Origin of the sequence: Pseudomonas sp. 22189 (genome assembly GCF_052045635.1) — a bacterium.
Taxonomy (GTDB): Bacteria; Pseudomonadota; Gammaproteobacteria; order Pseudomonadales; family Pseudomonadaceae; genus Aquipseudomonas; species Aquipseudomonas parakoreensis.
In genome coordinates this window covers 20087-32023 of sequence record NZ_JBQEPG010000043.1, presented here as the reverse complement: position 1 = coordinate 32023, position 11937 = coordinate 20087, and the positions used below count along the sequence as shown (strand labels likewise).

The window sequence follows — 11937 nt, the reverse complement described above, 5'->3', positions numbered from 1 at the left end:
CCACCGCTTTCGCGAGCAGGCTCGCTCCCACAGGAGAATTTCGGTGTGTCAGGGAAGGGCAGGAAGGTTGAAGAACGCACGGGCACACGCGGTGGTGTGCGCTGCCAGGTCTTCCTCGCTCTCGCTTCGGTGCAGCGCCACTTCGCGCAATACTTCGGTCAGATACGCCGGCTCATTGCGGCCGTTCTTCGGCTTTGGCCGCAAGGTGCGCGGCAGCAGATACGGCGCGTCGCTTTCGAGCATCAGTCGTCCGCGTTTGATCTCCTTGACCAGCGAGTGCAGGTGCGTGCCGCGGCGCTCGTCGCAGATCCAGCCGGTGATGCCGATGTGCAGGTCCAGATCCAGGTAACTGAACAAGGCTTTTTGCTCGCCCGTAAAGCAGTGCACCACAGCGGCGGGCAATTGATCACGGAAGTCCCGGAGGATCTCCAGCAAGCGCTGACTGGCATCCCGCTCATGCAGGAACACCGGCAACTGCAGTTCTACTGCCAGCGCCAGATGTTCTTCGAGGACTTTTTCCTGTTGCGGGCGCGGCGAGAAATCACGGTTGAAATCCAGCCCGCATTCACCCACGGCGACCACGTTTGGCTCGTGCAGCAGACTGCGCAACCGGCGCGCGCTGTCAGCATTCCAGTCACTGGCCGAATGCGGGTGAATGCCAGCGGTGGCGAACAGCTGTTGGCCGCCGTCATCCAGTTGCCGGCACAGCTCCAGCGCCTGTTCGCTACCTTCGACGCTGGTGCCGGTCAGCACCAGTTGGCAGACCCCGGCGGCGTAGGCGCAGTCGAGCACGTCCTGATGTTTTTCAGCAAAACCGGGGTTGGTCAGGTTGACGCCGATATCGATGAGTTGCATGGTTCTACCTCGGGCCGAAGGCCGGAAAGCATACCAGAGCTGTAGATTTATAAGAAAAGCCAAGAACTACAAAGAGTTATAGCTGTCTTTTGATGCCGTGACAGAGCCCGGGTTGGCGCAAAAGCCATCACTGTGCCAGTCTCTCGCACTTTGCCAGCGCTCCAGGCGCTCTGTTTTCGTCGGCGATTTTGACCGTTCAGCGGTTAAAAAACGCCCCGTATTCTTTCCGGAGAGTGGATGCATCGTCCCTCGGTTTTGCTCCTGTTGTGTGCGTCGCTGCTACTGCCGATAACGGCGGTTGCGCGCTTGCCCGGGCCACAGCAAGCCGTGCCGGCCGCCAAGGTCCGCGACCTGTCGGAGATACGCAGCAGCCGCGTACTGCGAGTGCTGGTCAACCAGAGTCGCAACAGCTCCGGAGAAGTCCAGGGCCAGGCCATCGGTGTCGAATACCATCGCCTGCGCGCCTTCGAGCAGTACCTCAATGGCCACGCCCGCGACGGCCAGGAAGTCACTCTCAAGATCATTCCCAAAGCCAAGGATCAACTGCTCGGCGCGTTGCAACGCGGCGAAGGTGATCTGGTGGCGCCCGGCGAGCTGCTTGATCTGCAGCCGGGCCACGCCGTGGCCAGCAGTGAGCCGATCGCCAGCAACGTGCCGCTGGTGCTGGTCGGTATCAAGGGCGAGCGTCGTTACACCAAGGTCGAGCAGCTTTCCGGCAAGACCCTGGCCTTGCCAACCGGCAGTGCGGCAGGGGACGCGGTGAGCCAGCTCAATCAGAAACTGGCGCTGCACAAACTGGCGCCGATCAAGATCGAATGGGTCGATCCGACGCTGGCGGTCGAGGACGTGCTGGAGATGGTGCAGGGCGGAATTTTCCACCTGACTATCGTTGAGCAACCGATCGCCGAGCGCTGGGGCAAGATCCTGCCCAAGTTGCGTTTCGACCGGCAATTGATGATCAGTGAACCGGGTGAGGAGTACTGGTTCGTACGCCGTGATGCCTCGATGCTGCGGGCGAGCATCGATCGCTTCCTGGTCGGCTACAGGAAGCCGGCGAACGAGGATGCCGAATTCCTGCGGATCTATCGGCGCCTCTACCAAGTGCACTATCCGTTGGCCAAGGCTGACCGTCAGCGTCTGGAAAAACTGCGCCCGACCCTGCAAAAACACGCCGACGCGCAAAGTATGGATTGGCTGAATCTGGCGGCGCTGGCCTTCAAGGAGTCGGCCCTGCAACCCGGCGCCCGCAGCGGCAGCGGCCCGACCGGGCTGATGCAGATCACCCCGTCCGCGGCGCAGCGGGTCGGTGTGAACAACATCCAGAATCTCGATGCGAATGTGCAGGCCGGGGCCAAGTATCTGGCGATGATCCGTCGCAAGTTTTTCAACAGTCCGAAACTCAATGAGCGCGAGCGCATGGCGTTCACCCTGGCGGCCTACAACATCGGCCCGGAGCGGGTGCAAGGCATGCGCGCCGAGGCGCGCCGGCGCGGGCTGAATCCGAACCAGTGGTTCTTTCAGGTCGAGCGCATCGCCATGGAGCAGGTGGGCATGGGCCCCGTCAGCTATGTTAATAGCGTGAACAAGTATTACCTGGCGTTCGACCGGGAGCGGGAGTCGCTGGAGCCCCGGGGACAGAAAGTCGCCTCACGTAAATGATCTAATAATTTGATTGTTATGGCGGAATAATTGCGCTTTTAACATGAATTTAACTGATTAATATAGCGGCCAATCCCAACACACTTCTCGCAAAACAAGGAATGCCTCATGAGCTCACTGATCAACAAGGTTCTGTTCACCCGCGCCGGTTACGGCCTGACCATTCTGCGCATCGCGGTCGGCGTGATCTTCGCCGCGCACGGTTCGCAAAAACTGTTTGGTCTGTTCGGTGGTTACGGTCTGGCGGGCACCGCGCAATACATGGACAGCATCGGTCTGCACCCGGGTTACCTGATGGCCACGCTGGCCGGCGGTACTGAGTTTTTTGCCGGTCTGGCGTTGATTATCGGCCTGCTGGCGCGCCCGGCGGCGCTGGGTCTGACCTTCCTGTCGCTGGTGGCGATCTTCACCGTGCACATCAGCAATGGTCTGTTCATGGCCAACAACGGTTACGAGTTCGCCCTGGCGCTGCTCGGTGGCAGCCTCGCGGTGATGATCGAAGGCGCCGGCAAGCTGTCGGTGGATCGCGCCATCGCCGGTTGAGCGCTCTGGATCAAGCAAAAGGCCCGCATTGTGCGGGCCTTTTTTTGTTGTGGCTGATTCTTGACACTCATCGGTCACGTTCTCTAGGATGTTGCTCATGCGCCGATTTAAACAGCTACTTGCGGGGCGCCAGGTGACTCAGACAGTTACCGTCAGAAGCCGGAACAGGGCTTCGAAATACCGCTAAAGCGCTGGTTCGGTGTTGCCTCTCACCTGCCATGCAGACTTTTGAGGCAGAGACACGACACGATGAATGCACTACGCCCTCCAGCACGTCCCGCGCCGATCACGGCACACATCACCCAACGCAATCCAAAAATCCTGCTTGGCGGCAAACACCAGCCGACGCTGTTGCGTTATCTCGATGGCTGGCCACGTCGCAGCGGCGGTCCTGCCGCGTTCCTGATCCAGTTCGTTGAAGACGGCGAGTCGCTGGCGCGCTTTGCCAGTGACAGTTTTGACCTCGCCGTGATTCAGGCACCAAGCGCTGAAGACGCTCCGGAAATGATCAAGCAACTGACCCGCGTTGCACGGCAGGGTTTGATCACCCGCCGCTGAAACGCTCAGGGATAGTCGATCGCCACGATATAGACAAACTGCTCACCGGTTGGCGTCTGCACCCGAACTTCGGCGTCCAGCGCCTTGCCGATCAAGGCACGAGCCAGCGGTGAGTCAATGCTGATCAGACCCAGTTTCAGATCCAGTTCATCCGGGCCGACGATGCGGTAGCGCGATTGCTTGCCGTCTTCGTCCTCGATGGTCACCCAGGCACCGAAGTACACCTTGTTCGGATCGCTGGGTTTTTCGCTGACGACCTTCAGTGCTTCGAGTCGCTTGGTGAGAAAACGCACGCGGCTGTCGATCTCGCGCAGCATTTTCTTGCCGTAGGTGTACTCGGCGTTTTCCGAACGATCACCCTGCGCCGCTGCCTCGCTGACTGCCTGCGTCACTTGCGGGCGGCGCACATGCCACAGTTCATGGAATTCGGCGCGCATCCGCGCTTCACCTTCAGGGGTGATCAGCGCGGTGCCGGCGGTGCGGGGAGGGCGATAACGGCTCATGGCAACTTCTTGTGGTGACGAAGGCTGGAGTCTATCAACCCTCGCGCAAGACTGTCAGCGGACTCGCATTCAGTGCTCGACGCGTGCCGAACACGCCGGCACCGCCAATCAGTGCGGCGCCAATCAATGGCAGCACCAGCAGCCATGGATGCGGATGCCATGGCAGATCGAATGCATAGCGATACAACACCAGACTCACCACTTCCGAACCGATGGCTGCCAGCAAGCCGCTGACCGCACCGAGCAAGCCGAACTCGATACGCCGCGCCTTGACCAGCAACTGCCGTTGCGCGCCCAGTGCGCGTAACAACGCGCCTTGGCGAATGCGCTCGTCCAGCGTGGCTTGCAAGCCAGAGAACAGCACCGCCATCCCCGCCGCCAGCACAAATAACAACACGTATTCCACCGCCAGGGTGACCTGGGCGAGGATGCTGCGCAGCTGTTCGAGCAGGGCTTCGACCTGAAGGATGGTCACCGCCGGGAATGCCCGTGACAGCTCGACGATCTGCTGATCGTGACCGGGTGCCAGATAGAAACTGGTCAGGTAAGTCGCCGGCAGATCCTTCAGGGTGCCGGGCTGGAAGATCATGAAGAAGTTCGGCTGGAAGTTGTCCCAATTGATTTCGCGCAGACTGGTGACCCTGGCTTCACGATTGACCCCGCCCACGCTGAACACCATGCGATCGCCGAGTTTGAGCTTGAGGCTTTCGGCGACTTTGCCTTCCACCGACACGCCCGGTATGTCTTCCGAGGGTTGCCCGGTCCACCACACACCGGCGGTGAGCGTGTTGCCGGCCGGCAAGTCGGCGGCCCAGGTCAGGCTCAAGTCGCGTTGCACTGCGCGGTCGCCGGCGGAATCCTTGCTGACGATCTGCTGCACCGGTTCGCCGTTGATGCTGATCAGCCGTCCCGGCACCACTGGATACAACGGTGCCGCTTGAGCCGAGACTTTGATCAGGTGATCGGTGAAGGCCTGTTTGTCCGCGGGCAGGATGTTCAGGGCAAAGTAATTCGGTGCGTTTTTCGGCAACTGGTTTTGCCAGGTGTCGAGCAGCTCGCCGCGCAGCAGAGCGATCAATGCCATCGACAACAGGATCAGACCGAACGCCAGCGCCTGCCCGGCCGCCGCCAGCGGATGACGCAACAACTGACCCAGACCGAGGCGCCACGGCAGCGGCGCACGGGCGAGCATCCGTCGCAGGCTGTTGAGCAGCAACAACAGCAAACCACCCAATACCAGCGCCGCGATTACACCGCCGCCCAGCAGGGCGAAAGTCAGCAACAGATCCAGACTCAGGCGCCACATGATCAGACCCAGTGCGCCCAGTGCCGCGCCATAGACCATCCAGGTACTCGACGGAATCGGCAGCATGTCACGGCGCAGCACGCGCAGTGGAGGCACCCGACCCAGCGCGGCAAGCGGTGGCAGGGCGAAACCGGCGAGTGCGACCAGTCCCGTACCGATGCCGGCCATCGCCGGAAACAGGCCGCCTGGCGGGATATCCGCGGGCAGCAGATCATGCAGCAGGGCAAACAGCCCCAGTTGTGCCAGCCAGCCAAGCACCGCGCCACTGAGGGCGGCGAACAAACCCAGTACGCTCAGTTGAATACTGAACAACAGCATGGTTTCTCGACGCGACAAACCGAGGCAGCGTAGCAAGGCACTGGCATCGAAGCGGCGACTGGCAAAGCGGTTTGCAGACAGTGCCACGGCCACGCCGGCCAGCAGTACCGCGACCAGACTGGCCATGTTCAGATAACGCTCGGCCTTGCCCAGTGCGCCGCCAATCTGCCGGTTGCCGTCACGCGCATCCTGAATGCGCTGATTGGCGGCCAGGCCCGGTTTGAGCAATTGCCGATAGGTTTCCAGCGCCTGCGGTTCGCCGCGCCACAGCTCGCGGTAGCTGACGCGGCTGCCGGGCTGTACCACGCCGGTGGCGGCAAGGTCGTCGAGGTTGATCATCACCCGAGGCGTTAAGCTGTAGAAATTGCCGGCGCGATCCGGTTCGTAGGTCAGCACGCGGGTCAGTTTCAGCGTTTTCATGCCGACGTCGATGCTGTCGCCGATTTTCAGATCCAGGGCGGTCAGCAAACGTGCCTCGACCCACGCTTCACCGGGTTGCGGTTCGCCACCGGTTGTCTCGGCGGCAAGTGGCGCCGGGGCACTTTTCAGTTCGCCGCGCAGTGGATAAGCGCGGTCGACGGCTTTGATGCTCGATAACTGAATGCCGTTGTCGGTGGCGACGACGCTGGAAAATTCCACCACCTGTGCATGATTCAAACGCAGCTCGGTGCCGCTGCGAATCTGTTCGTCGCGGGCCGGCGAACTGCCTTCAAGGACCAGGTCGGCGCCAAGGAACTCGGTGGCGCGCAGCATCATCGCGCCGTTGAGACGGGCGCCGAAGTAACCGATGGCGGTACTCGCGGCCACCGCCACCAGCAGGGCGAAGAACAACACGCGAAGTTCGCCGGCGCGGGCATCGCGCAGCAATTGGCGAAGGGCGAGACTGAACAGACGCAAGAGCGGCAGACGTGCCATCAAGGCTCCAGAGGGGCGACCAGCAGCCCGGCTTCAAGTCGAATCAGGCGCCGGCAGCGATGGGCCAGGCGTTCGTCGTGGGTCACCAGTACCAGCGTGGTGCCGCGTTCCTTGTTCAGTTCGAACAGCAAGTCGCTGATGCGCTCGCCGGTGTGGCTGTCGAGGTTGCCGGTGGGTTCGTCGGCGAACAGCACGTCGGGCTCGGCAGCGAAGGCGCGGGCAATCGCCACGCGCTGCTGTTCACCACCGGAGAGCTGGCGCGGCGAGTGCGTCAGGCGCTGGCCGAGGCCGACGCGCTGCAACAATTCAGTGGCGCGCTCACGGGCGTCCTTGCGGCCATCGAGCTCCAGCGGCAGCATGACATTTTCCAGCGCGTTGAGGCTGTCGAGCAACTGGAACGACTGAAAGACGAAGCCTACGTGCTCGGCACGGATGCGCGCGCGCTGGTCCTCGTCGAGACTGCTCAGGCCTTGTCCGGCGAGAATGACTTCGCCGCTGCTCGGCAAATCGAGGCCGGCGAGCAGGCCGAGCAGGGTGGATTTGCCGGAACCGGACGCGCCGACGATGGCCAGGCTGTCGCCCTGGTTCAGTTCCAGGCTGAGTTCGTGCAGGATAGTCAGTTCACCTTCCGCGCTGGGAACCACTTTGCTGAGGTTCTTCGCGGTGAGAATGCTTGCGCCCATGGAGAATCCGATGCGTGTGTGGTTTTTGAGTGCTGGCCTGGCCTTGATGTGCATGGCCCAGAACGCAGCGGCGGGTACTGTCCTGATCGTTGGCGATAGTATCAGCGCCGGTTTCGGACTGGATACCCGCCTGGGGTGGGTATCGCTGCTCGAGCAACGGCTCAAGGCTGAAGGTTTTGACGACAAAGTGGTCAATGCCTCCATCAGCGGTGACACCAGTGCCGGAGGCCAGGCGCGCCTGCCGGCGCTGCTTGCAGAGCATAAGCCGGAACTGGTGATCCTCGAATTGGGCGGCAATGACGGCCTGCGCGGAATGCCGCCAACGCAATTGCAACAAAACCTTGCGGCAATGATCGACCGCTCGCGCCAGACCGGTGCCAAGGTGCTCCTGCTCGGCATGCAATTGCCGCCGAACTACGGCAAGCGTTACACCGAGGCCTTTGCCGAGGTCTACGGCAAACTTGCGGACGAGAAAAACATCCCGCTGGTACCGTTTTTCCTCGAAGGCGTGGGCGGGCATCCCGAGCTGATGCAGGCCGATGGTCTGCACCCGGCAGTCGGGGCTCAGGGCAAGTTGCTGGAAAATGTCTGGCCGACGCTAAAACCGCTGTTATGAGGCTTTTCTAGTGGCAGGCTTTCGGCTAATGTGGCGCCCCCTTATTTGGAGCCCCCGATGCCGCGTCCTGCCTGGTCCCTGTTTGCCTACCAACTGATCGAGCCTGACGAACAGCTGGATCTGTTCGCCTGCCAGGAAGTGCGGGTGCATCTGGTGACCCGTCAGCTCGAACTCGGAGGCTCGGCCGACCGTACGTTGTGCGGCAGTCTGTTGCCGGCGCAGCCGCGCTGGTCCAGCGTCGATCGCCGGGTGTTCCAGGATCAGCGTCTGTGTTCGTTGTGCCGGGCGATTCTCGAGTCGCAAAAACGTGGCACCTCGCCGATCTGGCCTGAGTTGCGTTTCGAGCTCTAGGACCAACAGATCGCAGTCTGCGGCAGTGCCTGCATGAAGACTTCTGGCTGCCCATCGGCGCATCTCCCCGAATTCCCGAGGTGCGGTGTACAATCGCGCCCTTATACCCCTTGTTGATCATGCGAAGGATTTTCCGGATGTTGCCGCGCTTTCCTGCCGTCACCCGCTGCCTGTCACTTGCCGCCCTGTGTGTGGCCGGTCCCGTTGCTGCATTGGAGTTTCCCCTGCCACCGCCTGGTGAGGACATCATCGGCCAGGTGCAGGTGATCAAGGCCAAGTACGAAGACACCTTCGCTGACCTGGGGACCAAGTACGACCTGGGCTATTCGGAAATGGTCGCGGCCAACCCGGGTGTCGATGCCTGGCTGCCGGGCGCGGGTACTGAAATCGTTCTGCCGACGCGGTTCATTCTGCCGCCGGGGCCGCGCGAGGGCATCGTGATCAACCTCGCCGAATACCGTCTCTACTACTACCCGAAAGGCCGGAACGTGGTGTACACCTTCCCGCTGGGTATCGGCCGTGAAGGGTGGGGTTCGCCAATCGCGCATACCTCGATCACCGCCAAGACGCCGAACCCGACCTGGACCCCTCCTGCGTCGATCAAGGCCGAGCACGCCGCCGATGGTGATCCGCTGCCGAACGTGGTGCCGGCCGGTCCTGACAATCCGCTGGGCCCGTTCAAGTTCACCCTGGGCACCCCGGGCTACCTGATCCACGGCTCGAACAAGAAGTTCGGCATCGGCATGCGCACCAGCCACGGCTGCTTCCGGATGTTCAACAACAACGTCCTGGAAATGGCGGCCATGGTGCCGGTCGGCACTTCGGTGCGCATCCTCAATGACGCGTACAAGTTCGGCAGCAGTGGCGGCAAGGTCTATCTGGAAGCGCACACGCCAATCGACGACAAGGGCAATCCGTCGGTAGTCGACAAGCACACGGCGGTGATCAACGCGATGCTCAAGCGCGAAGACGTGACCAACAATCTGCGCGTGAACTGGGATGTGGTGCGTGATGTGGTGGCGGCCGAAGACGGTCTGCCAACCGAAATCGGCACGCCGAATACCTCGGCTCCGATTGTCTCGAGTGCGCCAATCGACCTGCAGCAATAAGGCCGACCCAGACCCGCCGATGCAAGAAGCGTCGGCGGGTTTTTTATTGTCCGGACAAAAGCTGCAGGCACAAAAAAGCCGACCCAGAAACTGGGTCGGCTTGATAACAATCCCGAGGGATTATTACTTGCGGCTAGCTTTGTCCAGCATACGCAGAGCACGCTCGTTAGCTTCGTCAGCAGTCTGTTGTGCTTTTTGAGCAGCAGCCAGAGCTTCATCAGCTTTACGGTATGCTTCGTCTGCACGAGCCTGGGCGCGAGCAGCTGCGTCTTCAGTAGCGGTCAGACGTGCTTCGGTTTCTTTCGATGCGCTGCTGCAACCGGTAGCCAGAACTGCGGCCAGAGCCAGAGCAGAGAATTTCAGAACGTTGTTCATCGTGTTCCCCTTCAAGGACTTTCAATTAAGTGGCTTTCTCCTCCGATTGAGGAAATAGCCGGCGTACATACTACCCATTACTTGTAGTAAGTAAACTGACGTAGCGCAAGAAGCAAAAAAAATTGTAGGCGTTGATTCTTTTTCGAGCAACTTTTAACCGGGCTGATTAAAAAATATCCAGCTGCAAGCCCCTGCCTGAGCGAGTTAATGAGAAAAAGTTCCCGCTGTCACGTGCTGTTTTCGGCGTCTTGCACCAAGTCTGCCTAGATGAATTCGTCTACACTTTTGTTCCGATTTTGCATGACGCCTCACATATCTTTGTCGCTCTTGAGGTGACTTTAAAGAAGAGCCTGCGTCTTAAGTCTCGACATCCGGCAATGTTCAGGTGAGCGCCTCGGGATATGTTCCCCGCGCCTGCCACTACGCCCATCGGAGTTATCCGTACAACCTGCACGATGACGAGCGCACCTTGAGCATTTTTGCCAATGGTGCCTACTATTTATCACGTGCTCGGTTGCGCGAGATCGGTGTGGCTTTTCTCGGTGTCCATCAGGCACGGGGTGGCGTAGATGTTCCTTCGCCGGAAAAACATCGGTAAGGTAGGGGTCAGAATTCAAGACCCGCGAGGAGTAGTGATGAGCGAGGCGTTGTCCATCCACCATGACCAGGCTGGTCATCAGTTCGAGACCAATGTGGACGGTCATCGTGCCTACCTGACCTATATGGATCTGGGGAAACAGACCCTGGATATCTACCGCACCTTCGTGCCCAACGCCCTGCGCGGTCGAGGCATCGCGGCAGCGCTGACCGAAAGCGCGCTGCAGTACGCCGAGGAAATGGGTTACACGGTGATTCCTTCGTGCTCCTACGTCGAGCGCTATATGGAGCGCCATCAGAAGCGCGCGGCGAAAATCTGATAACCCCCTACACACAAAAACGCCGGGCAATGCCCGGCGTTTTTTTATGCCTGCGAAACGCTGATCAGCTGCGCTGACGCTTCGGCAGCACATCCTTGAGCTTGGCGTGCATGCTGCGCAGGGTGTTCTCGGTGGCGGACCAGTCGATGCAGGCATCGGTGATCGACACGCCGTATTGCAGGTCGGCGAGGTCTTTCGGGATGGCCTGGCAGCCCCAGTTCAGATGGCTCTCGACCATCAGGCCAATGATCGACTGGTTGCCTTCGAGGATCTGGTTGGCGACGTTCTCCATCACCAGCGGTTGCAGAGCCGGATCCTTGTTGGAATTGGCGTGGCTGCAATCGACCATGATGTTCGGCTTGATCTTCGCCTTGTTCAGCGCCTGTTCGCACAGGGCGACGCTGACCGAATCGTAGTTCGGCTTGCCATTGCCGCCACGCAGCACCACGTGACCGTAGGCGTTGCCCTTGGTGGTGACGATCGACACGCCACCTTCCTGGTTGATACCGAGGAAACGGTGCGGGCTGGAAACCGACTGCAGGGCGTTGATCGCCACGGTCAGGCCGCCATCGGTGCCGTTCTTGAAGCCGACAGCCGAAGACAGGCCGGAAGCCATTTCACGGTGGGTCTGGGATTCGGTGGTACGCGCGCCGATGGCCGACCAACTGATCAGATCCTGCAGGTACTGCGGGGAGATCGGATCGAGGGCTTCGGTGGCGGTCGGCAGGCCTTTCTCGGCCAGGTCCAGCAGCAACTGGCGACCAATGTGCAGGCCGTCCTGAATCTTGAACGAGTCATCCAGGTACGGATCGTTGATCAGGCCTTTCCAGCCGACGGTGGTCCGTGGCTTCTCGAAATACACGCGCATGACCAGATACAGGGTGTCGGAGACTTCCTCCGCCAGCACCTTGAGGCGGTCGGCGTATTCGTGGGCAGCCTTGATATCGTGGATCGAGCACGGGCCGATCACTACGAACAGACGGTGGTCGGTGCCATCAAGAATGTTGCGAATGACTTCGCGGCCCTTGGTGACGGTGCGCAGGGCAGCGTCGCTCAGAGGGATATCACGCTTGAGCTGATCGGGAGTGATCAGGGTCTCGTTAGAGGCGACGTTTAGGTCGTTGATCGGTAAATCAGCCATCGTTTACTCGTCAGGTCACGGGTGCCGGCCGCCAGCGATCCCCGCGCGGCGGAGCACAGCAGATTTAAGCGCGTCGGGGAGCCGAACC

General features: G+C 60.7%; 13 protein-coding genes. 7 read left to right on the top strand and 6 right to left on the bottom strand.

Going from position 1 to position 11937, the window contains the following annotated elements; all coding sequences use genetic code 11:
• Window positions 1-48: 48 nt before the first annotated feature.
• Complete coding sequence (locus ACTJKS_RS26770) at window positions 49-855, bottom strand: TatD family hydrolase (protein ID WP_262948481.1); 807 nt, start codon at window positions 853-855, stop codon at window positions 49-51.
• Window positions 856-1092: 237 nt separating this feature from the next.
• Between ACTJKS_RS26770 and ACTJKS_RS26765 the strand changes: the two genes are divergently transcribed.
• The 3 genes from ACTJKS_RS26765 (at window position 1093) to ACTJKS_RS26755 (ending at window position 3615) form a co-directional block, all read left to right on the top strand.
• On the top strand, window positions 1093-2514 hold the full coding sequence (locus ACTJKS_RS26765) for a transglycosylase SLT domain-containing protein (RefSeq protein ID WP_086794275.1): 1422 nt from the start codon (window positions 1093-1095) through the stop codon (window positions 2512-2514).
• A gap of 108 nt (window positions 2515-2622) precedes the next feature.
• A complete protein-coding gene (locus ACTJKS_RS26760; RefSeq protein ID WP_041069491.1) occupies window positions 2623-3057 on the top strand; it encodes a DoxX family protein in 435 nt (144 codons plus the stop codon).
• A 249-nt stretch (window positions 3058-3306) separates the two neighbouring features.
• Window positions 3307-3615, top strand: a complete 309-nt coding sequence (locus tag ACTJKS_RS26755) for a hypothetical protein (protein WP_003226820.1) — start codon at window positions 3307-3309, stop codon at window positions 3613-3615.
• A gap of 5 nt (window positions 3616-3620) precedes the next feature.
• Here ACTJKS_RS26755 and greB read toward each other — a convergent pair whose 3' ends face one another.
• The 3 genes from greB to ACTJKS_RS26740 are packed head-to-tail and all read right to left on the bottom strand — an operon-like array spanning window position 3621 to window position 7340.
• Window positions 3621-4118 (bottom strand): transcription elongation factor GreB, encoded by a 498-nt coding sequence (greB, locus tag ACTJKS_RS26750; protein WP_007964774.1) that lies wholly within the window; start codon window positions 4116-4118, stop codon window positions 3621-3623.
• 34 nt (window positions 4119-4152) lie between these two features.
• Window positions 4153-6657 (bottom strand): ABC transporter permease, encoded by a 2505-nt coding sequence (locus tag ACTJKS_RS26745; RefSeq protein WP_108183412.1) that lies wholly within the window; start codon window positions 6655-6657, stop codon window positions 4153-4155.
• Window positions 6657-7340 (bottom strand): ABC transporter ATP-binding protein, encoded by a 684-nt coding sequence (locus ACTJKS_RS26740; protein WP_041069503.1) that lies wholly within the window; start codon window positions 7338-7340, stop codon window positions 6657-6659. Before ACTJKS_RS26740 ends, ACTJKS_RS26745 begins: the two co-directional genes overlap by 1 nt.
• 10 nt (window positions 7341-7350) lie before the next feature.
• Here ACTJKS_RS26740 and ACTJKS_RS26735 point away from each other — a divergent pair, with 10 nt between their 5' ends.
• From ACTJKS_RS26735 to ACTJKS_RS26725, 3 genes are all read left to right on the top strand, one after another.
• Window positions 7351-7956 carry an arylesterase gene (locus ACTJKS_RS26735; RefSeq protein ID WP_108183411.1) on the top strand — a complete coding sequence of 202 codons (606 nt, stop codon included), beginning with the start codon at window positions 7351-7353 and terminating at the stop codon, window positions 7954-7956.
• Between the two features lie 57 nt (window positions 7957-8013).
• On the top strand, window positions 8014-8307 hold the full coding sequence (locus tag ACTJKS_RS26730) for a hypothetical protein (protein WP_003226812.1): 294 nt from the start codon (window positions 8014-8016) through the stop codon (window positions 8305-8307).
• Window positions 8308-8444: 137 nt separating this feature from the next.
• Entirely contained in the window at window positions 8445-9416 is a 972-nt protein-coding gene (locus ACTJKS_RS26725; RefSeq protein WP_041069516.1) for a L,D-transpeptidase family protein, read from the top strand.
• Between the two features lie 123 nt (window positions 9417-9539).
• Here ACTJKS_RS26725 and oprI read toward each other — a convergent pair whose 3' ends face one another.
• Window positions 9540-9791 (bottom strand): outer membrane lipoprotei OprI, encoded by a 252-nt coding sequence (gene oprI, locus ACTJKS_RS26720; RefSeq protein WP_025113130.1) that lies wholly within the window; start codon window positions 9789-9791, stop codon window positions 9540-9542.
• 635 nt (window positions 9792-10426) lie between these two features.
• Here oprI and ACTJKS_RS26715 point away from each other — a divergent pair.
• Entirely contained in the window at window positions 10427-10708 is a 282-nt protein-coding gene (locus tag ACTJKS_RS26715; protein ID WP_025113131.1) for a GNAT family N-acetyltransferase, read from the top strand.
• A 64-nt stretch (window positions 10709-10772) separates the two neighbouring features.
• On the opposite strand, the gene ACTJKS_RS26710 is transcribed toward ACTJKS_RS26715, so the two are convergent.
• On the bottom strand, window positions 10773-11849 hold the full coding sequence (locus ACTJKS_RS26710; protein WP_003226802.1) for a 3-deoxy-7-phosphoheptulonate synthase: 1077 nt from the start codon (window positions 11847-11849) through the stop codon (window positions 10773-10775).
• Window positions 11850-11937 lie beyond the last annotated feature (88 nt).

Coding starts and splice junctions, on each gene's coding strand:
- ACTJKS_RS26770 (WP_262948481.1), bottom strand. CDS start 855: ATGCAACTCATCGATATCGGCGTCAACCTGACCAACCCCGGTTTTGCT.
- ACTJKS_RS26765 (WP_086794275.1), top strand. CDS start 1,093: ATGCATCGTCCCTCGGTTTTGCTCCTGTTGTGTGCGTCGCTGCTACTG.
- ACTJKS_RS26760 (WP_041069491.1), top strand. CDS start 2,623: ATGAGCTCACTGATCAACAAGGTTCTGTTCACCCGCGCCGGTTACGGC.
- ACTJKS_RS26755 (WP_003226820.1), top strand. CDS start 3,307: ATGAATGCACTACGCCCTCCAGCACGTCCCGCGCCGATCACGGCACAC.
- greB (WP_007964774.1), bottom strand. CDS start 4,118: ATGAGCCGTTATCGCCCTCCCCGCACCGCCGGCACCGCGCTGATCACC.
- ACTJKS_RS26745 (WP_108183412.1), bottom strand. CDS start 6,657: ATGGCACGTCTGCCGCTCTTGCGTCTGTTCAGTCTCGCCCTTCGCCAA.
- ACTJKS_RS26740 (WP_041069503.1), bottom strand. CDS start 7,340: ATGGGCGCAAGCATTCTCACCGCGAAGAACCTCAGCAAAGTGGTTCCC.
- ACTJKS_RS26735 (WP_108183411.1), top strand. CDS start 7,351: ATGCGTGTGTGGTTTTTGAGTGCTGGCCTGGCCTTGATGTGCATGGCC.
- ACTJKS_RS26730 (WP_003226812.1), top strand. CDS start 8,014: ATGCCGCGTCCTGCCTGGTCCCTGTTTGCCTACCAACTGATCGAGCCT.
- ACTJKS_RS26725 (WP_041069516.1), top strand. CDS start 8,445: ATGTTGCCGCGCTTTCCTGCCGTCACCCGCTGCCTGTCACTTGCCGCC.
- oprI (WP_025113130.1), bottom strand. CDS start 9,791: ATGAACAACGTTCTGAAATTCTCTGCTCTGGCTCTGGCCGCAGTTCTG.
- ACTJKS_RS26715 (WP_025113131.1), top strand. CDS start 10,427: ATGAGCGAGGCGTTGTCCATCCACCATGACCAGGCTGGTCATCAGTTC.
- ACTJKS_RS26710 (WP_003226802.1), bottom strand. CDS start 11,849: ATGGCTGATTTACCGATCAACGACCTAAACGTCGCCTCTAACGAGACC.